19 protein-coding genes are annotated in these 21,380 nt (G+C 63.4%); 9 read left to right on the top strand and 10 right to left on the bottom strand.

What is annotated here, in order from left to right; all coding sequences use genetic code 11:
- Window positions 1-170: 170 nt before the first annotated feature.
- Window positions 171-1,031: a glycine betaine ABC transporter substrate-binding protein gene (locus CCD76_RS05565; protein WP_087718544.1), complete on the top strand. Its 861-nt coding sequence runs from the start codon at window positions 171-173 to the stop codon at window positions 1,029-1,031.
- 124 nt (window positions 1,032-1,155) lie between these two features.
- Here CCD76_RS05565 and CCD76_RS05560 read toward each other — a convergent pair whose 3' ends face one another.
- From CCD76_RS05560 to CCD76_RS05550, 3 genes are all read right to left on the bottom strand, one after another.
- Entirely contained in the window at window positions 1,156-1,851 is a 696-nt protein-coding gene (locus tag CCD76_RS05560; protein WP_256961125.1) for a peroxiredoxin, read from the bottom strand.
- 147 nt (window positions 1,852-1,998) lie between these two features.
- Window positions 1,999-2,568 (bottom strand): C40 family peptidase, encoded by a 570-nt coding sequence (locus tag CCD76_RS05555; protein WP_087718542.1) that lies wholly within the window; start codon window positions 2,566-2,568, stop codon window positions 1,999-2,001.
- A gap of 89 nt (window positions 2,569-2,657) precedes the next feature.
- Window positions 2,658-2,966, bottom strand: coding sequence for a ribbon-helix-helix domain-containing protein (locus CCD76_RS05550; RefSeq protein ID WP_087718541.1), 309 nt, complete (start codon window positions 2,964-2,966; stop codon window positions 2,658-2,660).
- A gap of 261 nt (window positions 2,967-3,227) precedes the next feature.
- On the opposite strand from CCD76_RS05550, the gene CCD76_RS05545 reads away from it, so the two are divergent.
- The 5 genes from CCD76_RS05545 to dld all read left to right on the top strand — a co-directional run bounded on the left by CCD76_RS05545 (window position 3,228) and on the right by dld (window position 8,832).
- Window positions 3,228-3,797, top strand: coding sequence for a twin-arginine translocation signal domain-containing protein (locus CCD76_RS05545; RefSeq protein WP_087718540.1), 570 nt, complete (start codon window positions 3,228-3,230; stop codon window positions 3,795-3,797).
- Window positions 3,798-3,835: 38 nt separating this feature from the next.
- Window positions 3,836-5,416, top strand: coding sequence for a GMC family oxidoreductase (locus CCD76_RS05540; protein WP_087718539.1), 1,581 nt, complete (start codon window positions 3,836-3,838; stop codon window positions 5,414-5,416).
- 129 nt (window positions 5,417-5,545) lie between these two features.
- Window positions 5,546-6,349: an SDR family NAD(P)-dependent oxidoreductase gene (locus CCD76_RS05535; RefSeq protein ID WP_087718538.1), complete on the top strand. Its 804-nt coding sequence runs from the start codon at window positions 5,546-5,548 to the stop codon at window positions 6,347-6,349.
- Between the two features lie 110 nt (window positions 6,350-6,459).
- Window positions 6,460-7,011, top strand: a complete 552-nt coding sequence (gene gloA, locus CCD76_RS05530; RefSeq protein WP_087718537.1) for a lactoylglutathione lyase — start codon at window positions 6,460-6,462, stop codon at window positions 7,009-7,011.
- Between the two features lie 60 nt (window positions 7,012-7,071).
- Window positions 7,072-8,832, top strand: a complete 1,761-nt coding sequence (gene dld / locus CCD76_RS05525; RefSeq protein WP_087718536.1) for a D-lactate dehydrogenase — start codon at window positions 7,072-7,074, stop codon at window positions 8,830-8,832.
- A gap of 15 nt (window positions 8,833-8,847) precedes the next feature.
- Here the strand turns inward: dld and CCD76_RS05520 are convergent, their stop codons facing one another.
- The gene (locus tag CCD76_RS05520) at window positions 8,848-10,104 is read right to left on the bottom strand and encodes an alpha-hydroxy acid oxidase (protein WP_218776971.1); all 1,257 of its coding nucleotides are present in this window, start codon (window positions 10,102-10,104) and stop codon (window positions 8,848-8,850) included.
- A gap of 253 nt (window positions 10,105-10,357) precedes the next feature.
- On the opposite strand from CCD76_RS05520, the gene CCD76_RS05515 reads away from it, so the two are divergent.
- Window positions 10,358-12,013: a glucan biosynthesis protein gene (locus CCD76_RS05515; RefSeq protein ID WP_087718535.1), complete on the top strand. Its 1,656-nt coding sequence runs from the start codon at window positions 10,358-10,360 to the stop codon at window positions 12,011-12,013.
- 167 nt (window positions 12,014-12,180) lie between these two features.
- Here the strand turns inward: CCD76_RS05515 and CCD76_RS05510 are convergent, their stop codons facing one another.
- From CCD76_RS05510 to CCD76_RS20000, 3 genes are all read right to left on the bottom strand, one after another.
- Window positions 12,181-13,389: a sulfotransferase family protein gene (locus tag CCD76_RS05510; protein ID WP_218776970.1), complete on the bottom strand. Its 1,209-nt coding sequence runs from the start codon at window positions 13,387-13,389 to the stop codon at window positions 12,181-12,183.
- Entirely contained in the window at window positions 13,386-14,063 is a 678-nt protein-coding gene (locus CCD76_RS05505; RefSeq protein ID WP_087718534.1) for a hypothetical protein, read from the bottom strand. The genes CCD76_RS05510 and CCD76_RS05505 overlap by 4 nt, the downstream gene beginning before the upstream one ends.
- A gap of 280 nt (window positions 14,064-14,343) precedes the next feature.
- Complete coding sequence (locus CCD76_RS20000; RefSeq protein ID WP_179208859.1) at window positions 14,344-14,736, bottom strand: hypothetical protein; 393 nt, start codon at window positions 14,734-14,736, stop codon at window positions 14,344-14,346.
- Window positions 14,737-15,088: 352 nt separating this feature from the next.
- Between CCD76_RS20000 and CCD76_RS05495 the strand changes: the two genes are divergently transcribed.
- Complete coding sequence (locus tag CCD76_RS05495) at window positions 15,089-16,447, top strand: Na+/H+ antiporter family protein (RefSeq protein ID WP_087718533.1); 1,359 nt, start codon at window positions 15,089-15,091, stop codon at window positions 16,445-16,447.
- A 170-nt stretch (window positions 16,448-16,617) separates the two neighbouring features.
- Window positions 16,618-17,745 carry a M42 family metallopeptidase gene (locus CCD76_RS05490; protein ID WP_218776969.1) on the top strand — a complete coding sequence of 376 codons (1,128 nt, stop codon included), beginning with the start codon at window positions 16,618-16,620 and terminating at the stop codon, window positions 17,743-17,745.
- Window positions 17,746-17,892: 147 nt separating this feature from the next.
- On the opposite strand, the gene CCD76_RS05485 is transcribed toward CCD76_RS05490, so the two are convergent.
- Genes CCD76_RS05485 through CCD76_RS05475 form a run of 3 tightly spaced genes read right to left on the bottom strand, consistent with a single transcriptional unit; the run spans window position 17,893 to window position 21,137 of the window.
- Window positions 17,893-18,837, bottom strand: a complete 945-nt coding sequence (locus tag CCD76_RS05485) for an efflux RND transporter periplasmic adaptor subunit (protein WP_087718532.1) — start codon at window positions 18,835-18,837, stop codon at window positions 17,893-17,895.
- 13 nt (window positions 18,838-18,850) lie between these two features.
- The gene (locus CCD76_RS05480; RefSeq protein ID WP_179208858.1) at window positions 18,851-19,066 is read right to left on the bottom strand and encodes a DUF1656 domain-containing protein; all 216 of its coding nucleotides are present in this window, start codon (window positions 19,064-19,066) and stop codon (window positions 18,851-18,853) included.
- Window positions 19,056-21,137 (bottom strand): FUSC family protein, encoded by a 2,082-nt coding sequence (locus tag CCD76_RS05475; protein WP_179208857.1) that lies wholly within the window; start codon window positions 21,135-21,137, stop codon window positions 19,056-19,058. Before CCD76_RS05475 ends, CCD76_RS05480 begins: the two co-directional genes overlap by 11 nt.
- Window positions 21,138-21,380 lie beyond the last annotated feature (243 nt).

Raw genomic sequence — 21,380 nt, 5'->3', positions numbered from 1 at the left:
GAACCCGGCCGCTCAGGCCGGGTTCGTTTTTTATGTCGTTGTTGTTTTTATGCCGTTAGTGATGAGGTTCGACATCGCGCGACCACCCACGTCGGCTATTATGAAAGCAGCCGTGGCAATCGCGTTCTGCCTACGGTGACGACGCCCCCGACGCCAATGACAGGATTTCCATGCAACCCATCAAAATCGCCCTGATCGGCGCTGTCTTCTGTAGTGCGGCCGCCCAGGTCGCTGCGGCGGATAGCGTCACCATCGGTACCAACAACTGGGCCGAGAATGTGGCCGTGTCCAACATGTGGCAGCAATTGCTGGCAGAGAAAAACATCGACGTCGAGCTCAGCGAAATCTCCAAGCCGCTTCTCTTCGGCGGTCTGGCCAGTGGGGATATCGATCTGTTCCTTGAGGTATGGATTCCCAGCGATCAGACCTATGTCGATCGCTACTCGCAAGACGTCGAGCTCCACGAAACTTGGTACGACAATGCGCGCGATACGCTTGTCGTGCCGAGCTACGTCGAGGGAATCGAAAGCGTCGCCGATCTGGCCGAGCGCGAGGAGGATTTCACCTACCAGGGCCAGCCGACCATCTTTGGCATCGGCCCCGGCGCGACCATCTCGGATGAAACCGATGCAGCGATCGAGCACTACATGCCAAGCTATCGTCAGCTCGGCAGCAGCGAGTCGGCAATGCTGACGCAACTGCGCTCGGCAATCGATGAGCAGGCGCCGATCGCCGTTACGCTATGGCAACCGCACTGGGCTTTCGCCGAGTGGGACTTGAAGATCCTCGATGATCCGGCCGGGATCTTTGCATCCAACCAGCAGATCAAATGGGTCTCGCGCAGCGGTTTCGCCGACGACGAGCCGCAGGTCGCGAAGATGCTGGATGCCTGGCACATGACGCCGGAACAGCTCTCCACCCTGATGCTGGAGATCGAAAACACCGGCGACGCCGACGAAGGCGCTGCGCAGTGGATCGACGACAATCGGGAGCTGGTCGACGGCTGGCTGGCGGCGGACGACGACGGTTGAGCGCTGGCTCGGCTTCGTGCCACCAAACACCGATCATCAAAAACGCCCGCATTCCTCGTAAGGAATGCGGGCGTCGTCGTTTCTGCACGGCATCGACTGCGTCACTGACGCGATGCCGGCGCGGTCACTTGTTCGGCTGCTTGGTGACGCGCAGGTAAGGCTTCTTCTCGTCCCAGCCGTTGGGGAAGAGTTCCTTGGCCTTCTCGTTGTCGATCGAAGGCACGATGATCACATCGTCACCGTCCTGCCAGTTGACCGGCGTGGCGACCTTGTGGCTGTCGGTCAGTTGCAGGCTGTCCAGCACGCGCAGGATCTCGGCGAAGTTGCGGCCGGTGCTGGGCGGATAGGTGATCGTCAAACGCACCTTCTTCGCCGGATCGATGATGAACACCGAACGCACGGTGTTCGTGCCGCTGGCATTGGGATGGATCATGCCGTAGGCCTCGCTCACCGAGCGGTCGGCATCGGCCAGCAGCGGGAAGTTGAGCCCACAGCCCTGGGTCTCTTCGATGTCGCCGACCCAGCGAGTGTGGTCATCCAGCGGGTCTACGGAAAGGCCGATCGCCTTCGTGTTGCGACGCTCGAATTCCGGCTTGAGGCGCGAAACTTCCCCCAGCTCGGTGGTGCAGACCGGCGTGAAGTCGGCCGGGTGGGAGAACAGAATGACCCAGCTGTCGCCGGCCCACTCGTGGAAATTGATCGGGCCGTCGGTACTTTCCTGAGTAAAATCGGGAGCGGTATCGCCAAGTTGCAAAGCCATGACTTTCTCCTGTTGCCGTTGACGGCTTCTGTGCGAAGCCTCGAGTCGAGTGCTTATCATGACGGGCGAGAGCAGTGTCGTGAAACAATCGATAGCACTAACGACATGCCAACGCTCGTGATGTGTGAATGACCTACCTATAACGTGGTAGCCAAGGCCCGATATCTCAAGGGCGAGGCCGTTTTTCCCTTCGCCGTCGCGTTCGGGTCAATTCGCTGGCGCGGCCGCCCCCAGGTAGTGCTGGCGCCAGTAGCGAATATCCAGCGACGAAACGCTGACCGTGCGGCCGCTACCGGGAGCATGGATCATCTGGCGATCGCCCATGTAGATGCCGACATGGGTCGCGCGATTGCCGGAGCCGAAGAACAGCAGGTCGCCGGGCCGGGCGACATCGATCTCGTCGAGGGCGTGGAACTGCTCGTTGGAGGTGCGTGGCAGCGAAATGCCGATCTTGCCGTAGGCCATCTGGACCAGGCCCGAGCAGTCGTAGCCGCTGGGCGTGGTGCCGCCCCAGCGATAAGGCGTGCCGAGCGCCTCCTTGGCCGCCGACATCACCAGAATGCGATCGATGGAGAGGTTGTTGCCATCGATGGCAGGCCCGTCGTCGCGGGTGGCGATGGTCTTCTGGGTACTGCAACCGGCGAGCAGCAGCAGGAACAGGCCGATGAACAGCAGGCGCGGATGGGGGAGCGTTGCCTGGCGATTTGATCGGGTCGAGGGAGTCTGCCGCGCCGCGGTGAATCGAGAGAAATGGTGGGTGGTGGTGCCTGTCGCCATGCCCGCGGGCCCTGTCTGCCGGTTTCAACCGAGTGTAGAGCAGCACCGTAAGCCTGCAAAGCCCGTCACCACGTCTCAGCAGCGCAGGATCAGAGGCAGGCCGAGCGGGGCATCGCCACCAGATCTGGCACGAGGTCGGCGGTCTGTTGCAGATGGACGGCGCAGGCCACGCGCAACAGCGAGGCGAGATTGCTGACTTCGCCTTTCTCCTCTACCACCTCGCTGTAAAGCTGGCTGATGAAACGCGCGGTCGAGAGGTTCTGACTCGCGGCCAGCGCATCCAGAATCTCCCAGAATTCGTTCTCCAGCCTGACGCTCGTCACGCAACCCTGCAGGCGCACCGAGCGGGTGGTGTTCTCGTAGCGAGCCGGGGCGGTGCTGGCGTAGAGATGGCACATGGCAGTCTCCTGTCGATGGGCATGGCACGAAGCGGGGCACGCGATTCATTGAACTTAGCGCTCTAAGCACTCTGCTGACCATTCGACTTGAGTCGCGTTTTCTTGCCTGCCGGTTTTGCGGCCTTTCGGCTTTGCGTCGCAGTCTCTTCTAATACCTTGGCCGCAGTAGTAGTCCACTAATACCCGCTGCCGGTTCATGCCTCCTAGTCTGAGTGCAGACCGTCGAGAGCGAAGCGCCCGACGTCAGACGAGGAGATCACCATGACTCATCCATCCCTTTCGCGTCGCGTTTTTCTGAAGGCCAGCGGCGGCACGCTGGTCGGAACGCTGGCGTTCGCCAACGGCGCCATCGCCATGCTGGCGCCGAGTACGAGCTGGGCCGTGACCACGGAGCAGTTCGACGATCATCAGGCGCGAACGCTGCTCATATTCACCCGGCATCTGCTACCTCACGACACCCTCGAGGACGCTGTCTACGCTCTGGTAGTCAAAGATCTCGACCGCCAGGCCGCCGATCCGCAGGTGCGCCAGCAGTTAACCAACGGCATCGCCACGCTGGATCGCCAGGCCGGTGGCGAGTGGCTGGCGTTGAACGAGGACGACCGTCAGGCGCAGGTCGAAGCGATTTCCGGCTCTCCGTTCTTCAAGACCGTACACGGCAGCGCCATTGTAGCGCTCTACAACAATCCGCTGGCGTTCGCCCACTTCGGCTATGGCGGCGGCGTGGACGACTCGGGCTATCTGCATCGCGGCTTCAGCGATATTACCTGGTTGCCGGAACCGCCCATCGCGGCCAGCGGCACGATTCCTGTCGACTCCACCCCGGCCTGACACAGGATCCGACGATAACGACCAAGAGGAGAAGCGCCGTGGACTACACCAATCAGCGCACTTTCGACCATGACGACGACGGCGTCGTGGTTGTCATCGGCTCCGGTGCTGGCGGTGGCACGCTGGCCAACGGGCTCGCTCAGCAGGGCATCAAGGTAGTGCTGCTGGAAGCCGGCGGCCTGCATACGCGCACCGACTTTCACACCGACGAGTGGCGCGCCTACGAGCAGCTGTCATGGCTCGATCCGCGCACCACCTCCGGCAGCTGGCGCGTAGCGCAGGACTTCCCCAATCTGCCGGCGTGGATCTGCAAGACCGTCGGCGGTTCGACCACCCACTGGAGTGCCTGCAGTCTGCGCATTCAGCCCCACGAATTCGAAGCCCGCACCCGTTACGGTGATCTCGAAGGCGCCACGCTGCTCGACTGGCCGATCGGCTACGACGACCTCGCGCCCTATTACGATCGTGCCGAAAAGCGCCTCAACGTTACCCGCACTAACGACATTCCCGGTCTGCCGGGCAATAACAACTTCAAGGTGATGTACTCAGGCGCCCAGAAGCTTGGCTACGAGTGCAACACCGGACACATGGCGATCAACAGCCGCGAGATGGACAGCCGCGGGCACTGTCAGCAGCGCGGCTTCTGCTTCCAGGGCTGCCGCTCGGGTGCGAAGTGGTCGACGCTCAACACCGAGATTCCCGAGGCGCTGGCTACCGGTAACTGCGAGATGCGCACCCGGGCGCACGTCGCCGAGATTACCCATGACGCCAGCGGCAAGGTGACCGGCGTCAGCTACTTCGATGGAAATGGTGAAATGCAGCACCAGAAGGCGCGCGTGGTAGCGGTCGCCGGCAATTCAATCGAAACGCCGCGGCTGCTGCTCAATTCCGCGTCGACCCAGTTCCCCGACGGGCTCGCTAACGGCAGCGGCCATGTCGGCAAGCACTACATGCGCCACATGACCGGCTCGGTCTATGCCGCATTCGAGCAGCCGGTGCATATGTATCGCGGCACGGTGATGGCGGGGATCATTCCCGACGAGGCACGTCACGACGATGGCCGAGGCTTTGCCGGCGGCTACGAGATGGAAACCATCGCGCTGGGACTGCCGCTGGCGGCGGCGTTCCTCAATCCTGGCGGTTGGGGGCGCGACTTCACCCGCATGATCGACCAGTACGACCATCTCGCCGCGATGTGGCTGGTCGGCGAGGACATGCCGCGCGACACCAACCGAGTCACGCTCAACCACGATGTCCGCGATCAGCACGGCCTGCCCGTGGCCAATGTCCACTACGACGATCACGACAACGATATCGCCATGCGCAATCACGCCTACCAGCAGGGTAGCGACGTTTATCGTGCCGCCGGGGCGGTGGATATATACGAAGTCCCGCCGTACCCCTCGACCCACAATCTCGGCACCTGCCGCATGAGCGAGAAACCGGAAGACGGCGTCTGCAACGGCTTCGGCCAGACCCACGAGGTGAGCAATCTGTTCATCTCCGACGGCAGCCAGTTCACCACCTCCGCGGCGGAAAACCCGACGCTGACGATCATCGCGATGGCGATGCGTCAGGCGGAGCATATTGGGGAGCGGATGAAGGCCCGAGCGATCTAGCGACGAGCAGCGAGCCACGAGCTAAGAGCGAACATCACTCACTTCCGCTACCTGAGGTGTTTTCAGGATTCTCGCCAAGCGGTGTGTTCCATCGCTACCGATGAAACCAGAAGGAACAGGAGAAACGACATGGCTAATACTACGAAGTCTCAGCAGAACCCCCGCAACGTACTGGTGACCGGCGCCGCCCGCGGTATCGGGCGCGCCATCGCGCTGCGATTGGCGGAAGACGGTCACAACGTCGCGGTCAACGATATTGCCGCCAATCGTTCGGCGCTGGAGGGGCTCGCCGGCGAGATCCGCGACAAGGGCCGCAAGAGTTCGGTGGCGATCGCCGATGTCTCCAACCAGGGCGAAGTCGAGGACATGGTGACCCAGACGGTTGCCGATCTCGGCTCGCTGGACGTGATGATCGCCAACGCCGGTATCGCCCACGTGCAGTCGTTGCTGGAGCTCGACGCCGACGACTGGGACAAGGTGATGTCGGTCAACCTGCGTGGGGTCTTCCTGTGTTATCAGACCGCCGCCAAGCAGATGATCCAGCAGGGCAACGGCGGCAAGATCATCGGCGCGGCCTCGATCGTCGCCTATCGCCCGTTCGCGCTGCTGGGACCGTATTCGGCCTCCAAGTGGGGCGTGCGCGGGCTGACTCAGGCCGCCGCCATGGAATGGGCCAAGCACGGCATTACCGTCAATGCCTACTGTCCGGGTATCGTCGGCACCGACATGTGGGAGCTGATCGACGAAAAGCTCGCCGCCGAGGAAGGTTGGCAGAAGGGCGAGGCGCTCAAGACCTACTCGGGCGCAATTGCGCTGGGGCGTGTCTCGGTGCCGGAAGACGTTGCGAGCTACGTCTCCTATCTTGCCTCGCCGGATTCGGACTACATGACCGGACAGTCGGTGATGATTGATGGGGGGATACAGTTCTCGTAACCCCACCCCGACTGAAGGGCGGTCCAGCTTGCTTGTGACCGGTGGATGCCGCCCTCATCTGTACGTTCACGATATTTTTCCCTGCATTCAGTTTCGATTCTGGAGTCCCCATGCCCATCAGCGAAGACGTTTCCATCAGCGAAGACCGGGTCCCCGGTGTCGAGCCCGCGCCGCGCGAGACCGAGGGCTTCGTGCTCAATCACACCATGCTGCGCGCCAAGGAGCCAGAACGGTCGCTTTCGTTCTACACCCGCGTGTTCGGCATGCGTCTGCTGCGCAAGCTCGACTTCCCGGAGATGCAATTCACGCTCTACTTTCTGGCGCGGGTCGACGACGAGGGCACGATCCCAGCGGACGACGGTGAGCGCACGGCCTATACCTTCTCGCAGAAGGGCGTGCTGGAGTTGACCCACAACTGGGGTAGCGAGGACGATCCCGAGCTTTCCTATCACGACGGCAATGCCGAACCGCAGGGCTTCGGCCACATCTGCTTCGCGGTGCCGGATCTGGCCGCCGCCGAGCGCTGGTTCGATGTCAATAATGTCGAGTTCAAGAAACGCTCGGACCAAGGCAAGATGAAGAACGTGATCTTCGTCAAGGACCCGGACGGTTACTGGATCGAGGTCGTCCAGCCCTCGCTGTCCAAGGGGCTGGGCCAGTGATCTGCTATCGGGATCGATAACCGCCCAGCAAGGGGCCATCGCCCATCAAGGAAAGTGCCCATGAGCGTGCAGCAGAACCCGGCCGAGCGTCGGCATTTCATCGAGCACCTGACCGATATCGTCGGTCCGCGCCACGTGATCACCAGCGAGGTCGGTACGCGGCGCTATCGTAACGGATTTCGTTTCGGTGGCGGCTCGGTTGTTGCCGTGGTCAAGCCCGGCTCGCTGGTCGAGCAGTGGCGCGTCCTGAAAGCGTGTATCGAGAGCGATCGCATCGTCATCACTCAGGCGGCCAATACTGGCCTGACCGGCGGCTCGACGCCGGACGGGGACGACTACGACCGCGAGATCGTCATCGTCAGCACGCTGCGGCTCAATAAACTGCAGGTGATCGATGAAGGCCGGCAAGTGATCTGCCTGCCCGGCGCCACGCTGGACCAGCTAGAGAAACGGCTCGCCCCGCTGGGCCGCGAGCCGCACTCGGTGATCGGCTCCTCGTGCCTCGGCGCGTCGGTCTTTGGCGGTGTCTGTAACAACTCCGGCGGATCGCTGGTCAAGCGCGGCCCGGCCTATACCGAGCTGTCGATTCATGCCCGGCTCGATGCCGGCGGTCGGTTGCAACTGGTCAATCATCTGGGTGTCAGTCTTGGCGACGGTCCGGAAACGATTCTGTCCCGCCTGGAGCGCGGCGATTACCGCCCGCAGGACGTCTCGCATATAGATGCGGCGGCCTCCGATCCGGACTACATCGACCACGTACGTGAGATCGATGCCGAGACCCCGGCACGCTTCAATGCCGATCCGCGAAGGCTACATGAAGCTGCCGGTTCCGCCGGCAAGCTGATGGTCTTCGCGCTGCGCCTTGATACCTTTCCGCAGGAGCAGGAAGCCAAGGTGTTCTACCTGGGCACCAACGATACCGGCGCGCTGACCGAGCTGCGTCGGTGTATTCTCGCCGAGTCCGAGACGTTACCGATCGCCGGCGAGTATATGCACCGGGAGGCGTTCGACGTCGCCGAGAAATACGGCAAGGACACTTTCCTGACCATTCGCGCGCTGGGCACCGGGCGGCTGCCACGATTCTTCGCACTCAAGAACCGGATCGACGGCTTCTGCGATCGACTGAAGCTTCCGGCCAACATGTCCGACCGGCTGCTACAGCGGCTGAGCCAACTCTTCCCGTCACACCTGCCCGCGCGGCTGACCGAGTATCGGGAGCGCTTCGAACATCATCTGATGCTCAAGGTCTCCGGCGAGAGCGTGGAATCGACGCGGGCTTTGCTAAGAGAACACTTTGAACGTTTCGAAGGTGATTTCTTCGAATGCACGGCGGACGAGGGCGCCAAGGCGTTCCTGCACCGCTTCGCCGCTGCCGGCGCTGCGGTGCGCTATCGCATCATGCATCGCGACACGGTGGAGGATATTGTCGCACTGGATATTGCCTTGAAGCGCAGCGAGCGCGACTGGTTTGAGACGCTACCGGAGGACGTCGAGCGGCCGATGATCAAGAAGCTCTACTACGGCCACTTTCTCTGCCACGTGCTGCATCAGGACTACATCGTCGCCAAGGGCACCGACTGTCTCACGCTGGAGCATCGCTTGTGGGAACTGCTGGATGCCCGCGGCGCCGAGTACCCCGCCGAGCACAACGTCGGGCATCTCTATAAGGCCAAGCCGGCGCTGGCCAATTTCTACCGCGAGCTCGACCCTTGCAACGCCTTCAACCCCGGTATCGGCCAGACCAGCAAGTGCCGGCATTGGGGCGAAACGACGGCGGGGCCGGACGAGGCGACGCCGCTACGCGAATCCGTCCACGGCTAGTGGGGTGCGGCAGCTTCAAGGCACGTCCCCCGGCGTCTCCCCACCCGTCAGGGCGTCGCTCGGGCGTTGGGGTGCATCGACTCGGCTCGACGCATAAGGAGAGCGCCGCAGACAACTGGCATCGAGCTGGGCGAGGGTGGGCCGGCCGAGCTGGGCCATCAGGTTGTGTAGCTGGTCCTTGAGCAGGTCGATGGCATGAGCCGCGCCGGCCTCTCCGCCCAGGGCGAGGCCGTAGAGGGTCGCGCGCCCGCACAGTACGCCCTCGGCGCCCAGTGCCACGGCCTTGGCGATGTCGCTGCCGCGCCGGATGCCGCTATCCAGCAGTATGTGCATCGAATCTCCCACCGCGTCGACGACCTCGGGCAGAGCATCGAGCGTTGCCGGCGCGCCGTCGAGCTGGCGCCCGCCGTGGTTGGTGACGACCACGCCGTCGGCGCCGATGCGCTTGGCCTCGAGTGCATCCTCGGCGTTGAGAATCCCCTTGATCAACAGCTTGCCGGGCCAGCGTTCGCGAATGTCGGCCAGCACTTCCCAGGTCAGCCGGCGCGTCATGCGCTGATTGATATAGCCGGCGGCGCTGCCCGCGCTCTGCTGCTCCCTTGGCAGATACTTCACCAGATTGCCCAGCGTCGGCAGCCCCTGGGGCCAGAGCGCGCGATAGGCCCATTGCGGATGCAGGCCGGCATCCAGCAGGTAAGGCCACGCCAGGCGCCGGGGGTTGAGATAGCTGCGTGAATCCCATTCGCGACGCCCCAGCACGACGGTGTCCGTCGTCACCATCAGCGTCTCGACGCCGACGTTCCTGGCGCGTTCGAGCATGTCGTTGCGTATGGCTTCGTCGTCCAGCACATAGAGCTGAAACCACAGCCGCACGTCCGGCACGGCGGCGGCGAGGGTTTCCAGGCTGGCACAGGAGACCGTGCTGAGCGTGAAGGGGATGCCACGACTGGCCGCGGCCCGTGCCAGGGCGATATCGCCATCCTTCCATAGCATGCCGTTGTAGCCGGTGGGAGCGATGGCCAGCGGCAGTTCGGCAGGGCTATCCACCAGCCGGGTGCGGCTGTCTCTGGCCTCGACATCGACCAGCGTGCGCGGCTGCCAGCCCCAGGCGGCGAAGGCGCGGCGGTTGTCGCCGAGCGTGGTTTCGTCCTCGGAGCCGCCGTGGACGTATTCCCAGGCGAAGGCCGGGAGACGTTGACGCGCCATCCAGGCGAGTTCATCGATGCTCTGCGCGCGGCGCCAGACATAGTGGGAGGAATAGCGACGTTTCACGAAACCTCTCGATATTGGCAGGGGGATCCAGATATCCCGATACGTCAGACGTTAGCACGCCACGCATTCGTCGACGATGCCACCAAGGGTGGGGTGGAGGTTGGCTCGGCCGTCACGAGATGAGTCGTGATTCGGCCAGGGAACCTGCCCGGCGCGAAGGCGTCTGATGAACGATTCTCTTCGGTGCAGCCTGATTCGCGATGATCGGGTATGCTGCCAATTCGACTGCCGACACACAAAGGAAGGGGTGTTCATGGATCGTAGAAGTGTGCTGAAAAGCGCGATTGCCCTGGCTGCCTGGTACGGCCTGCCTTCGGCGCCACTATTTGCGGCGGCGCGCGCCACCAGCGATATCGCCGACGGCGAGGCGGCGGCTTTCAGTTTCGACTGGCTGCAGGGCTTCGCCCGCGATCTGGCCGCCAAGGCGTATCAGAGCAACGTCGAGAAACTGCCGCCGACCCTGGCCAACCTCACGCCGCAGAACTACAACGCCATCGGCTACGATCCCGACCATTCGTTGTGGAATAGCATGAATGGCCCGCTGGACATCCAGTTCTTCCATGTCGGCATGGGGTTCAACCAGCCGGTCCGGATGTACTCCATCGACCCGCAGACCCAGCAGGCCAAGGAGATCCACTTCCGCCCCGACCTGTTCGAATACGCCAGGGCCGGTGTCGATGTCTCCCAGCTCGAGGGGCAGAGCGATCTCGGCTTCGCCGGATTCCGCGTGTTCAAGGAGCCGTCGCTGACCGAGCGGGACATCGTCTCCTTCCTCGGCGCCAGCTACTTCCGGGCCGTCGACGACACCTATCAGTACGGCCTGTCGGCACGCGGCGTGGCGGTCAACACCTATACCGACGGCAAGACCGAGGAATTCCCGGCGTTCACCCGCTTCTGGTTCGAGACGCCCAAGCCGGGTTCGACGACCTTCACCGCCTATGCGCTGCTCGATTCGCCGAGCCTGGCCGGTGCCTATCGCTTCGTCATTCACTGCGAAGAGGAGCGCGTGGTGATGGACATCGACAAGCACCTCTATCCGCGCGAGTCGATCGCCCAGCTCGGCATCACGCCGATGACCAGCATGTTCAGCTGCGGCACCCAGCAGCGCGACATGTGCCTGACCTTCCACCCGCAGATCCACGACTCCGACCGGCTGTCGATGTGGCTCGGCAACGGCGAGTGGGTCTGCCGGCCGCTCAACAATCCGCCGCGGGTCCAGTTCAACACCTTCGGCGACGACAATCCCAAAGGGTTCGGACTGCTGCAGACCGATCACGACTTCAAGAGCTACGAGGACATCGTCGCCAACTACCACAAGCGCCCCAGCCTGTGGGTCGAGCCGAAGGGGCAGTGGGGCAAGGGCGAGATCCAGATGCTGGAGATTCCCACCACCGGGGAGACCATGGATAACGTGGTCGCGTTCTGGAAGCCGGAAAAGGCGATCGAGCCGGGGCAGGAACTCAATTACGGCTACAAGCTCTACTGGAGCGCACAGCCGCCGGTGAAGCCCGAGCTGGCGCGCGTCCGCAAGACGTTTACCGGCATCGGCGGTTTCCCCGAGGGCTGGGCGCCGGGCGAGCACTACCCGAAAGTCTGGGCCCGGCGCATCGCGGTGGATTTCGTCGGCGGCGAGCTCAAGCACTTCTACGACAACGACAACGACATCGATATCAAGACCCAGCTCGACGTGCCGGAAGGCGACGTCAAGCAGCTCGATATCCTGTGGGTCAAGGAGATCGAGGGTTTCCGTATCCAGTTCGACTGGTACCCGACCAGCGAGTCCACCGACCCGATCAACATGCGCCTGAACCTGCTCGCCGACGGCAAGACGGTGAGCGAGACCTGGCTCTTCCAGTATTTCCCGACGCCGCCGGAGGAGAGGAATTATCCGGCGCATCCGGCAAGCTAGATCAGACGAAAATCTGCAGGAATCAACGGGGCGGCCATCTGGCCGCCCCGTTTCTTTCAGGTGTCGTTAGCGCTACTTTCACCGCAACACGAGCCTGCGTCGGTCGTAGGCTTTTAGCCCGATGCCGCTTTTCAAGCGCCGAAGCCGGCGCAAGCCGAAGCCCGTCACTAGTACCCGAACCGCGCCGCGACCGGGCCGGTGATCTCGGCGATCATCGCCACTTCCGCATCGCTGAACCTGGGCTTGTAGTAGGTCGGTGCGTGCAGGCCGCTGGCGGCTTCCGCCAGCGCTTGCGGCTCGAGTTCGAGCTCGGCATGGTCGAAAACCGCCTGCAGGCTCTCGCGAGGCGTGCCGCAGAGATCTTCGTAGCGCACGATGAGACACGCCTTGCGCAGCTCGGGATCCTCGTTCAGCGTATCGGCGAGGTGAGCATAGATGGCGGCCCAGTAGCGCGCCCATCCCTCGATTTCGTTGCCGGCTTCCCACAGCGCGGTGATGCGCCGGGTTTCCTCGTCGTTACCCACGTTGATTGCCCGCCGATCGAGACCGAACTCGTAGTGTCCCACCCGTCGCATGTGCTCCAGCGCGCGTGGCTCGCTGGTCTCGCCGGCCACGAACAGCGCCTGCTGCTTCATCAGCGAGGCGATGTGCCAGACCGGGTCGCGAATCACCAGCACGAACTTCGCCTGCGGATAGAGCCGGTGCAGATAGCCCAGCCGCACCAGGTTGTAGTTGCCCTTGGCGACGTAGCGCTGGCGCTTGCGCACCGCAAGCAGCTTGCGGATATGTTCGTCGTAGAAGCGCTCGAAGGCGGGATGCTCGGCATGGCGCCCTTTCACCGAGCTCTGGGTCGGATCGTGGGTCTCGGGAAAGAACGCCATCCATAGCATCTCCTCGAACGCCTCCGGGCTCTGCGAGGTCACCTCGATGCCGTCCTTGTGGGCGCGTTCCTGGGCCTGCTCCTGCTCTTTTTTTTGAGTCAGGGGCACCAGCGCGAGCCAGCGATTCCACCAGTAGGGCGTCAGCAGCGGCGGAAAATCGACGTAGCGGTGAGTCGCCACGGCGGGGTGGGAGGCGAGATGCTCAAGCAGAATGGTCGTACCGGAGCGGGCGAGGCCGGCGACGTAGACGGGACGGTCGACGTGCTTGTCGGCGATCGCATCCTGCACGGCTCGCGTTTCCAGGTTGCCGAGCTTGATCCAGGTGCCGGGCTTGCGGTGAATCCAGCCCCCCAGCCAGTGCATCCAGCCGGGCACCACGAAGCCGGGATCGCTGACCTTGCCGCTGGCGGCCGGGCTGGTGCCTGCGTTGCCGGTACCTGCGTTGCGGGATTCGACCGGCCGGGAGGTCGAATTGTCGGAATCCGAGGTGCTCATTCGATTTTCGCCCAACGATAAGTGAGAAGAGACACGATCGTCATGACCGGGAAGAAAATGACGAGCCAGTGGCGCATCCAGCCCGGCCCGAACGGCAGATATTCGGGCTGGGGCAGGTCGAAGGTGATGCGCTCGATGGGGCTCTCCGCCGGCAGGTAGCCCAGCGGGTTGGCGGCCAACCAGTTCCACCAATGGCGCTTTTCGATCACCGGGATAGGGGCAGTCATGGCAACGTTGGCCAGCTCGCTGCTGGCGTCGTTGACGATCACTCGCAAACCACCGCCTTCCCGAGTCCATCGCGCGTCGTAAGGGGTGTCGCTGTTTGGCGGAGTCACTTCCACGGAGGGCGTCACACCCTCTGCCGGCAGCGCGTGGGCGTAGTGGCTCTCCAGCCAGGTCAGTAGCGCCAGCAGCGGCAGGATCGAGACGAACGTGGGCAGAAACACCAGCCCGAGATGCCGGAAGGCGCTGGTGAACTGGTCGCGAATCAGCGGGCCGGCATCGCTGAACTCCCCGTCGAAGTCATTGAGTCGCCTGCGCGCCGTGCGCGCTTCCCGTTTGGCATGGGCGATCCTGCCTTGCGGTGACACCAGCCGATACAGGAACAGCGTGCCGACACCGGCGATCGCCGCCCATACCACCAGCCGCAGCGTGGCGGGCAGGACGCTTTCCATCCCGCCATCGATGGCGGCGAAATCGGATCCGGCAGATCCAGTAATCCCATGTGTCCTCCTGACACCAGCCCATCGTCCGCGCGTCACTGGCTACCGGAGCCGAATGCCCCGGCAGGATGACGAGCGCGCAACGCGGGCATTTGAATCCAGGCTTCTAAACTCAGGCTTCCAACCCCGGGCTTCCAACCCCAGGCTTGCTGGAAGAGACGGGCCGACGGCGACGCCTTGCCGGCCCGCTTTATGGGTATTCAAGAGATGATATTGCCAAGGCGTGACGCCGCTAGGAGCGATGTCCGGCGTGGGGCGCTCCGCGCTGACTCTCCTCGACGCGGGCGGTGGTCGGTGGCGACTCCGGATCCTGGGCAGTGCGGGCCTGGGCCGTGCTCGTACCGCTCTCGGCGGTGCCAGTCTCGAAGGTACTATTCTCGGCCGCGCCGCTCTCCGCCGAGGCGGCGGCTTCGGCCTTGCGTCGGCGCCGCATGCGCCGGATCGGCCACATGATGACGAAAAACAGCGCCATGCCGATCGCGGCGATGATGCCCCACAGCGCGGTCAGCAGGCTCAGCCCCGCGCCCGGGCCCACATAGGCTTCCGCGGCGAGTGGCAGGGTAGCGCCGATGGCGATGAGGACGGTCGGCAGGCGTGTGGCGTGTCGTTGGGTCGGTCGAGTCATGACGGTTACCTCTCAGTGGCTGAATCAGCCCCTTCAATCACCCCGAGGGCACCCCGACGTCGATGTCGTCACGTGGGGCCACTCCAGCCGACGCTTGTGGCGTCGATCATTATGGTCGGTTCAGCTTAAGCGGGGTCAGCCGGAAATTGAATGAGGTTTTTTGTTAGCACGTTCGCCGACATTGGCGTCGTTTTGTAATCAAGAGTGAGCTGGGTAACCATGAGTTCCGCTATCGGCCGGGCCTCGCTTCCGGAATTTTTCTGGCGTTCGCCGACTGGGTCGATATCATCGGCGGCTTCGTCTGCCGGCTGCGCTCGGCAGGCACGATTCACGGTTTGAAATGGGGCGATGCATGAATGCTGTGGTGCTGGCCATTCTGATAATGGTCACGTTGAGTCTGGCGCGGGTCTCGGTCGTGTTTGCGCTGATCGTCGCCGCGCTCGTGGGTGGGTTGTATGCCGGCATGCCGCTGGGCGAGATTCTCGATGCTTTCAACGACGGGCTGGGCAATGGGGCGACGGTGGCGATCTCCTACGCGGTGCTGGGGGCGTTCGCGGTCGCGCTGTCACGCTCGGGCATCACCCAGGGGCTGGCTCGCCGCGCCGTTCAGCGATTCCATCTCGAGGGCTCCGGCCTGCGCCAGCGCCGCGTGGTACTGGCGCTGCTGGGTTGCCTGCTGCTGGCGGCGATCAGCTCGCAGAACCTGATTCCCGTCCACATCGCCTTCATTCCGATCCTGGTGCCGCCGCTGCTGGCGCTGATGAACCGGCTCCGGCTGGATCGCCGCGCGGTGGCCTGCGTCATTACCTTCGGGATCACGGCGCCCTACATGCTGCTGCCGGTCGGGTTCGGCGCGATCTTTCTCAACGACATTCTGCTCAACAATCTCAACACCAGCGGTGCGGAATTCGGCCTGCAGGTCGAGGCGGCCCAGGTGCCGCTGGCGATGGCGATCCCGATCGGCGGCATGGCATTGGGCCTGCTCGTTGCCGTCTTTTTCAGCTATCGCCGCCAGCGCACCTACGAAGACCGGGCGCTGGTGGGGCAGCAGGATAGCGAGGAATCGGCGTCGGCCGGCGCTGATCGCCCCCTTCGCGGCTGGCAGAAGATCGTGCTGGCCGCGTCGTTGATCGGCACCGTGGTCGTCCAGCTGCTGACGGATTCGATGGTGCTGGGCGGTCTGTTCGGCTTCGCGCTGCTGTCGCTGAGCGGCGTGTTCCGCTGGCGGGAGCAGGATGACGTGTTTACCGAAGGCATGCGGATGATGGCGCAGGTCGGCTTCATCATGATCGCGGCGGCCGGTTTCGCCGGCGTGATGCAGGCGACCGGCTCGGTGGATAGCCTCGTGACCAGCTCCGCGGCGATGATCGGCGATCACAAGGGGCTGGCCGCGCTGATCATGCTGCTCGTAGGCCTGTTCATCACCATGGGGATCGGCTCCTCGTTCTCGACCATTCCGATCATCGCCTCGCTCTATGTGCCGCTGGCGCTGAGCTTCGGCTTTTCGCCGCTGGCGACCGTTGCGCTCGTCGGCACGGCGGCAGCGCTGGGCGATGCCGGCTCGCCGGCCTCGGATTCCACCCTCGGGCCGACTGCCGGGCTCAATGCCGACGGCCAGCACGACCATATCTGGGACAGCGTGGTGCCGACCTTCCTGCACTACAACGTGCCGCTGCTGATCTTCGGCTGGGTCGCGGCGATGGTGCTCTGATTTCGGGCTCCGGGCTCCGGGCTCCGAGCTTCGAGCGACGGGAAACGGGGAAGCGGAAAACAGGAAACGAGAGCCGGCCTCGGGGATGCGAAGAGCAGCGTTGGCGGGTGGTGCCTGTTAAGCTGGCTGACTATTAGCGGAAACACATTGCCTGAAACAAGGAGCTCGAGATGAGCAAAAGCGCTGATAAAACGCCCAAGACGACCAAGCGCAACGCGGCGCCGCTGAACGCGGATGCGATGACGTTTCTGGAGCGCTATCTCAACAACGCCTCGCCGACCGGCTACGAGTGGGAAGGCCAGAAGCTGTGGATGGAGTACCTGCGCCCGTACGTGGATGAGTTCATCACCGACACCTATGGCACCGCCGTCGGCGTGATCAATCCGGAGGCCGAGTACAAGGTGGTGATCGAAGGTCACGCCGACGAGATCTCCTGGTACGTCAACTACATCACCGACAATGGCCTGATCTACGTCATCCGCAACGGCGGCAGTGACCATCAGATCGCGCCTTCCAAGCGCGTCAACATTCATACCGACAACGGCATCGTGCCGGGCGTGTTCGGCTGGCCGGCGATCCATACCCGCCGTCAGGGGCCGAAGGAGAAGCCGCCGGAGCTCGACAATATCTTCATCGACGTCGGTTGCAGTACCAGGGATGAGGTCGAGGCGCTCGGCGTTCACGTCGGCTGCGTGATCACCTACCCGGATGAATTCTTCGTGCTCAATGGCGACAAGCTGGTCTGCCGCGCCATCGACAACCGCATCGGCGGCTTCATGATCGCGGAAGTGGCGCGGTTGCTGAAGGCGCGCAAGCAGAAGCTCGATTTCGGCCTCTACATCGTCAACGCGGTGCAGGAAGAAGTGGGCCTGCGCGGCGCGGAGATGATCGCCGAGCGCCTGAACCCCAACGTCGCCATCGTTACCGATGTCAGCCACGACACCTCGACGCCGATGATCGAGCCCAAGCGCGAAGGCGCCAACAAGATCGGCGACGGCCCGGTGATCTGCTACGCCCCGGCGATCCAGAACAAGCTGCGCGAGCGGCTGATCAAGGTCGCCCAGGAGCAGAAGATCCCGTTCCAGCGCCTGCCGCGTTCGCGGGCCACCGGCACCGATACCGATGCCTTCGCCTACAGCAATTCCGGCGTCGCCTCGGCGCTGATCTCGCTGCCGCTGCGCTACATGCATACCACCGTCGAGATGGTCCACAAGCAGGACGTCGAGAACGTGATCGAGCTGATCTACCACACCCTGCTCGACATCAAGCCCGGCGAGACCTTCAGCTACTTCGAGTGAACGACTTCGAGTGAACGACTTCGAGTGAACGACTTCGAGTGAACGACTTCGATTGAACGGCCTTCGCGTGAATGGCCCTCGATTGAACAGCGTTTATCCCGCTGCCCGCGCCCCGACGAGCGATCGTCGGGGCGTTTTCGTATGGGCTCAGATACTGATCAACCCTTCCCACCACTGGCGAATCGGCTTCCACCAGTCGGGCGCCTCTTCGCGGCCCTGGCGGTCGCTCTCGAGGTAGACGGTGGCGGTGAGGCCGGCGGAGAGCTTGGTGCCTTCGGGGATCTCGTCCAGCGCGATGCGAACGGGAATCCGCTGGGAAAGGCGTACCCAGTCGAACGAGGCGTTGACCGAGGCAAGGCCGTTTTCCTGGCTGCTCAGGCTGCTGTCGCTGATACCGCGGGCGAAGCTGTCGACATGCCCCCAGATGGGCTCGTCGCTGGAGAGCAGCTGGACCCGAACGGGCGCGCCGACATCGATGCTGTCGAGCTTGGTCTCCTCGAAGTAGCCCAGCACGTAGAAGCTTTCGGCATCCACCAGGGTCATGGCATCGGTGCCTACGGTCACGTACTGCCCGGGTCGCAGCAGCAGGTTGGTGACGTAGCCGTCGACCGGTGCGCGAACGGTGGCGCGTTCCAGATCCAGCTCGGCCTGGTTGACCTCGACTTTCGCCTGTTCGACGGCGGCCTGGGCCGTGGCCAGCGCGAAGCGGGCGTTGTCCTTGTCCTCCTGGGAGACGTAATTCTTCAGACGCTGGCGACGGCTGTTGGCGGCCTGTGCTTCGTCGCGCTGCTGCGTCAACTGGTTGAGATTGGCCCTGGCTTCGTTCAGCGCCAGCTGGTAACGCTGCTGGTCGATGGTGAACAGCACATCGCCTTTTTTCACCAGTTGGTTGTCGTGCACCTCGAGGCTGTCGACGATGCCGGCGACATCGGTGCCGAGATTGACCACATCGGCACGAACGCGACCGTCGCGGGTCCACGGATCGTGCATGTAGTGATCCCAGATCTGAGCAACGCCAATGACCGCCGCGATCACCACAGCGATGGTCAACACTAGCCGCAGCGTCTTGCGGAGTCCGGTAGGCCAATTCATGAAGGTCTTTTCCTCATCCAGCGATCGGCAGCGAGCCCGTCAGGGCGAGTACCGACCACAACAGCAAAGCGTAAATCGCGATATCCAGCAGTACCGGTTGCGAGAACCAGTGATAGAGCCCCAGGCGCACGAACACGCGCCGCAGGATCAGATAGAGCCCGAGGGCCAGCAATACCGGCACCGTCAGCGGCGGTATCAGGAAGCCCAGGAACGACCATTCAGCCAGCATGTCGAGTGTCTCCGGTGGTTGCCCTGGACGCATCGTGTTCTTCGTCCGCGCGGGCCTCGAGTACCACGCCCGGCGCTTCTCGCATCAGATGCCCCAGCATGGCGATCTCGCCGATGCTGGCGATCGGCAGGCGGGTTTCATGATAGAGCCGTTCGACCCAGGCAATGGCCTCGTCAGCCAGCTCGTGCCAGACGGCCGGATCGTGATGGCGGCGCGACACCACGCGAGTGCCGATGTCGCCGAGCCAGGCTTCGATCTCCGCGCGGTGGGGGCCGAGTGCCTCGCGCAGACGCCGGATTCGCCACACGCACAGTGCCAAGGCATGCAGGTCGATCGCCTCGCTGACCGAGCGATCGCTGCCACCCAGCGCGACCAGCCGGCCCAGACGGTCGTAGAGACGGCTCTCCAGGCGGGCGCGATTGGGCAGCGATTTCTCCCGCAGCAGCCGGCTCAGGCCGCGCCAGTAGGCGGCCATCAGCGTCTCGATGCGTTCGCCGGGGGAGCGCTGGCGAAACAGCGAGTAGGTAATCATGGCGGCAATGGTCCCGATGATCGAAGCCAGCCCGCCGTTGATGTAGCTCGAGGGCGAAAACGTATAGGTCGAATGCAGGTTGAGCAGCGTCATCATGGTGATGGCGCCGGCCATTCCCATCAGCGACCAGCGGGGGTGCGGCGTCATCAGTGTGCCGATGGCGACCGGGATGCCGATGGCGATCGCCAGTAGCGGGAACCCGTTGATCACCGGTAACACCAGAAACAGCAGAACCCCGCCCAGGATGACCGCGGCGATCGACCCCCACAGAAACTGATAGACGATGGCCGCCGGGTTCGGCGCCTTGGCGAACAGCATGGTGAAGACGCTTAACAGCATCATGGCCAGATAGCCCGAATGCCAGCCGCCATGAACCCAGACCTGGCCCAGCAGCTCGAAGGCGATGAACACGCGGAAGGCGTTGAAGCGGGCGACGAAGTGTTCGTTGTGGGTGGCGCGGTAGCGGCGCTCGCGGGGCAATGTCTTGACCTTCGACGAGGTCGGATCGTTGAGCGCGTTGCGCAGCCGGCGGCCGTGTTGCAAAAGCCCCAGCACTTCGCCCAGGCGCTGTCGCACCAGCTCGGCACGGGTGCGGGTACGTGGCTCCACCGTCGCTTCGTCCCACTCGAAATCGGCCAGCAGCAGGCGTTCGGTTGGCTTGCCCTCCGGCTCGGCCTCGATCGCCGTCAGCAGCGGCTGCGCCTGCCGGCTCAGCTCGGCTAGCCAGCGCTCGCCATCCTCGCAATCGCGCAGGTAGTCCAGTGCCGTTTCCAGTTCGCGGACGGCGGTGATCAGCGCCAGGCCATCGCTGGCAAATCGATCCAGCGCTGGAATGAAATGGCTCAGGCGGCGGGTCTCCAGCCGTGTCAGCCCGCGCAGCGTCTCGAACTGCTGATAATGCTGGAACAGCGTCTTCAACTGCGCATCGCGATCGTCGCGAGCGCGAGGTTCGGCGAGCGTTGCCAGCGTTTCGGTGGCGGCCCGCGAGAGAAACTGGGAAAGCGCGCTCGGCAGGGCATGACTGCCATAACGCGGGGCAATGACCACATGCATCAGCAGCCCGCAGCCGATGCCCAGCGCCGTTTCGCTGAAGCGCCCTTGGGCCACGGACCAGATATCCTCGATGCCGGTACCGATCGCGGTCAGCGACACCAGCGTCGCGATGTAGCCGCTGAGCATCATCACGTAGCCGATGTATTCATCCGGCTCGAGTATGACCCAGTACATGCAGAAGGCCAGCCACGCGCCGGCAAACAGCAGATAGAGCATCGGCTGCTGGCCGAACAGCGCGATCAGCACCAGGCCGACGATAGCGCCGAACAGCGTGCCGAACAGGCGCGCCAGGCTGCGGCCGATGATGATGCCGATCGGCGGCGTACCGCCGGTGAACATGACCGGCTGCAGGGTCACGATCATCACCGCCAGGATGGCCCAGGCGGGCTGGTAGAGATCGAGGCGCATGGACAGGAACAGTGCCAGCCAGACGGCCAGCACCGTTCGCAACGCCAGTAACCAGTGATCGGCAGAAATTCGAATCATAAATGACCAAAACCCGTGAATGCGGGCATCCACGGGGCATTTCCATGGGCACAACCACGGAACATTCATTCCACGGGGCAGTGTATTGAAGCGCAATAAAGGTGTATCAAAGCGCCATAAAAGTTAGGCTGCGAATGATCACATTGTCTTCAACTTATGTCTATAGCTTTGTGCAGATAGCTTGATGCAGAAGCGTCGGATGTAGGCGGAAGAGTCGGATGTAGGCGGAAGCGTCAGACAGGT

It is taken from the genome of Salinicola salarius, from assembly GCF_002179555.1.
In the GTDB taxonomy this organism is placed as follows: Bacteria; Pseudomonadota; Gammaproteobacteria; order Pseudomonadales; family Halomonadaceae; genus Salinicola; species Salinicola salarius_A.
Note: the sequence above shows the minus strand (reverse complement) of the source record. Positions and strands in the feature narration are given on the sequence as shown.